The 3,364-nt window shown below is 36.7% G+C and carries 5 protein-coding genes; all 5 read left to right on the top strand.

Features of this window, described 5'->3' with window-relative positions; all coding sequences use genetic code 11:
- The first annotated feature begins 233 nt into the window (after positions 1-233).
- From VB714_RS15140 to VB714_RS15120, 5 genes are read left to right on the top strand one after another with little or no spacing between them, the layout of a single operon-like run.
- Positions 234-1,307, top strand: a complete 1,074-nt coding sequence (locus tag VB714_RS15140) for an RHS repeat-associated core domain-containing protein (protein ID WP_323225441.1) — start codon at positions 234-236, stop codon at positions 1,305-1,307.
- 9 nt (positions 1,308-1,316) lie between these two features.
- The gene (locus VB714_RS15135; RefSeq protein ID WP_323225440.1) at positions 1,317-1,748 is read left to right on the top strand and encodes a hypothetical protein; all 432 of its coding nucleotides are present in this window, start codon (positions 1,317-1,319) and stop codon (positions 1,746-1,748) included.
- Positions 1,749-1,777: 29 nt separating this feature from the next.
- On the top strand, positions 1,778-2,551 hold the full coding sequence (locus tag VB714_RS15130) for a polymorphic toxin type 33 domain-containing protein (protein WP_323225439.1): 774 nt from the start codon (positions 1,778-1,780) through the stop codon (positions 2,549-2,551).
- Between the two features lie 6 nt (positions 2,552-2,557).
- Positions 2,558-3,001, top strand: a complete 444-nt coding sequence (locus VB714_RS15125; protein WP_323225438.1) for a DUF4279 domain-containing protein — start codon at positions 2,558-2,560, stop codon at positions 2,999-3,001.
- An 11-nt stretch (positions 3,002-3,012) separates the two neighbouring features.
- Complete coding sequence (locus tag VB714_RS15120; RefSeq protein ID WP_323225437.1) at positions 3,013-3,246, top strand: hypothetical protein; 234 nt, start codon at positions 3,013-3,015, stop codon at positions 3,244-3,246.
- Positions 3,247-3,364: the final 118 nt, after the last annotated feature.

Raw genomic sequence — 3,364 nt, 5'->3', positions numbered from 1 at the left:
TCAGCCAAGGGTTTACCGTCGCGATCGGGATAAAGAAGTTCGTCTTCAATGGTGAGGGGAGAAAGTTGTTGTACCATTGCTTTAAAGAAAGAAGGAATCAATACGTTTGACTCCATTATACAGAATGAAAGAGTTTTCAACGCTTGTCAAGTTCTTTTTGGTAAATTGAGAAGAATTGAGGAAAAGCGATCGCCCCCACTATCTCACCCGCATTGAAGACCCCTTGGAACGCGATGGCATCCGCACGGAATACGACCCCGACACCGGACGCTTTGATTTCTCAGGAGCGAAATGATGTAGATTCTTATTATCTGGTGGATGGTTTGGGAAGTACAAAAGGGTTGACGGATGAGAATGGTAATGTGACAGATGTTTATTCTTATGATGCTTATGGAAATTTAATTGATTCTGTTGGAAATAGCGAGAATGACTATCTGTTTGCTGGTGAGCAGTTTGATAGTAATTTAGACCAGTATTATTTGCGTCAACGATACTACGATCCGAGTGTAGGACGGTTTACACGAAGGGACACTTATGAAGGTCGGAATAATGAGCCGATTACTCTGCATAAGTATTTGTATGCTAATGGGAATCCAGTTAGTTATATCGATCCTTCTGGTTTAGCTTCTCTTCCTGAGATAAACTCTACATTTGTTCTTCAAAATGTTTTGACTTCCTTGGCATTTAGTGTTCCTTTGCGTACCGTCGAAGCGGCCAAAAATTTGGCAAGTGGAGCAGACCTAGCAAAAGTTGCTGGAGATGTGGCATTTGGTGTAGCTTTCGATGTAGGAGTCGGTTTGGGAGTTGGAGTAACTCTTGCAGGAGTACAGCGTGCCACATCGCTTTTCAGAATTCGACTTGCAGGTCAGAGTACAATCCGAGCAGTTCGAGCAGCACGAGCGCCAAATTCGATTTGGAATGTAGCATCAGCCGTAGAACGAGGTCGGCACATAGAACAAATGGTTTTAGGAAGACCCGCAAGCCTTAGACACATCTCTAATTTTCCAGTGATTGATGATTTTGTTAATGGAGTCGCTACATCAATCAAAAGTTTAGATTTAACTTTGACAACTTATGCAAAACCAAGCAGACTGATTAATAAACTTGATGACTACGCTAGTAAATTAGCCCGTTTTAATGGTAGAACATGGGGAGGAACTACTGTCCCTTCTCCTTCTGAGCGAGTATTAGTAGTTGCAATTGAAAATGGTGTAATGACGCGAGCACAGGCACAGGCAATAACTCAATTTTTAAAAGAAGCTCCTCAAAGGTATGGAATTCGTATCGTGTTCAGTCCAATTCCCTAGGCTCTTATTATGAAAGGATGTCAAATCTACTTTAACAAAAAAGCTATATATCTGATTTGTCAATCTAGAACTGTCTTTGGGATCTGGATTGCCTGTGAGCCTGTATTTACACTCAATTCAGAAACAAAGTCTCATGAGCTAGGTATCAAAGTTTTAGAAATTCTAGAATTTTCAAAAGATCAAATTCCTCATGATTCCGATCGGCTAATTGTCTTACCCAAATCAGCCCTCAAAGCTACAGGGTTTAAAAGTTGGAAAATGATCGAGAAAAACAGTTCTCTTGTTTTCGTAACTTCTAATGATATAGAAGTAGAAATAACACCTTACGTTGTTTCTGAAGATAAGCAAGGTTTTGAACCTCTCATAAAAAAAGTTTTAAAATGTAATATAGAAGCCAATAAAATTGGAGAATTATTATTAGATTTACAAACAATATATTAATAAAAAAAGATGTAAGTTATCTCTATGGTTTGGATTTGATTTCTCAGGAGCGAAATGATGTAGATTCTTATTATTTGGTGGATGGTTTGGGAAGTACGCGAGGTTTGACGGATGAAAATGGTAATGTCACGGACGTTTATTATTACGATGCTTATGGCAATTTAACGGATTCGGTTGGCAATAGTGAGAATGATTATCTGTTTGCTGGTGAGCAGTTTGATGAGAGTTTGGAACAGTATTATTTGCGTCAACGCTATTACGATCCGAGTGTGGGACGGTTTACACGAAGGGATACTTATGAGGGTAATAACTTTGACCCAATTACTCTGCATAAATATTTGTATGCTAATGCTGATCCTATAAATGGTATTGACCCGAGTGGATTGTTTACTTTAACTGAAGTTAATTCTGTTTTTGCTCAAATAGGACAGCTTGCATCTCAATCCTATGCTACTTTTACTCCACTACTATCAATATTAAGCACTCGATTAGCACTAGCTTTATTTTTAGCTAAGTATGGAATTTTTATTGCAGCAATCAATTCTGAAGATGGGGCTGAAGACAATGACGATATAGATGATGATTATATGGATCGGGACACAAAAGAAGACGTAGAGCTTAGTAAAAAAGACATCAAGAAACTAAAAAAATCTGGATATGATATTCATGAATTGAAAGGTAAGGAAAATGCTTCTAAAAGAGATCTTTATAAAGATCAAAAAGGCAATGTTTATGTCAAACCCAAAGGAATGAGGAATGCTATTGGTGAACCTACAGGAATCAATCTTAAAAAACTTAAATAAATTTTGATGTATAATCAAATTAGAGTATATGAAGTTCAAACAATGAAGAATGAGTTTTTTTGTGCATTTACAGTTCTTAACTTTGATTGCGATCCCGACGAAATTACTGCTTTCGTTGGAGTAACACCATCAAAGGTTTGGAAAAAAGGTGATTTAATATACCCAAATGCAAGTGTTTCTCATAAACAAAATGGTTGGACTATTAAATCTGAACTTGACAATTCAATCGAGTTATCAAAACACATTGAAGTTGTTTTAAATAAAATTGAAGACAATTGGCAATCTTTTGTTAAAATATGTTGTAAATATTATGCTGAACTAGAATGTACAATATATATCTACGATGAGGATAATCGACCAACGATTTCTTTTGATAAAAAATTGGTTAAAAAACTTGCTCAATTGAATGCAGAAATTGATGTCGATCTTTATATTCTATCAGAAGATTAAGTGATAGATTAATGTCTTTTCTTTTGGAGGCAATGATTCAGGGTGGAGAGACAGTGAGTTATACTTATGATAATAGTCGGGTTTCTCAGACAATTGAGAATGGTAATGTCACGGATGTTTACAGTTATGATGCTTATGGTAATTTAATTGATTCTGTTGGTAATAGCGAGAATGATTATCTGTTTGCTGGAGAACAGTTTGATAGTAATTTAGACCAGTATTATTTGCGTGATCGCTTTTACTGATTGCTATCGCTTATACTTTCGCCACTTTGCAAGGGATTTCTGCTCGAAATTTCAATACAAGTGAGTATATTTGCCGCCCTACTGAGAAGCATCGTTCTGTTCCTCGCCATAGTGACTT

Source organism: Spirulina sp. 06S082 (genome assembly GCF_034932145.1).
In the GTDB taxonomy this organism is placed as follows: Bacteria; Cyanobacteriota; Cyanobacteriia; order Cyanobacteriales; family Spirulinaceae; genus CCY15215.
Note: the sequence above shows the minus strand (reverse complement) of the source record. Positions and strands in the feature narration are given on the sequence as shown.

Coding starts and splice junctions, on each gene's coding strand:
- VB714_RS15140 (WP_323225441.1), top strand. CDS start 234: ATGGCATCCGCACGGAATACGACCCCGACACCGGACGCTTTGATTTCT.
- VB714_RS15135 (WP_323225440.1), top strand. CDS start 1,317: ATGAAAGGATGTCAAATCTACTTTAACAAAAAAGCTATATATCTGATT.
- VB714_RS15125 (WP_323225438.1), top strand. CDS start 2,558: ATGTATAATCAAATTAGAGTATATGAAGTTCAAACAATGAAGAATGAG.
- VB714_RS15120 (WP_323225437.1), top strand. CDS start 3,013: ATGTCTTTTCTTTTGGAGGCAATGATTCAGGGTGGAGAGACAGTGAGT.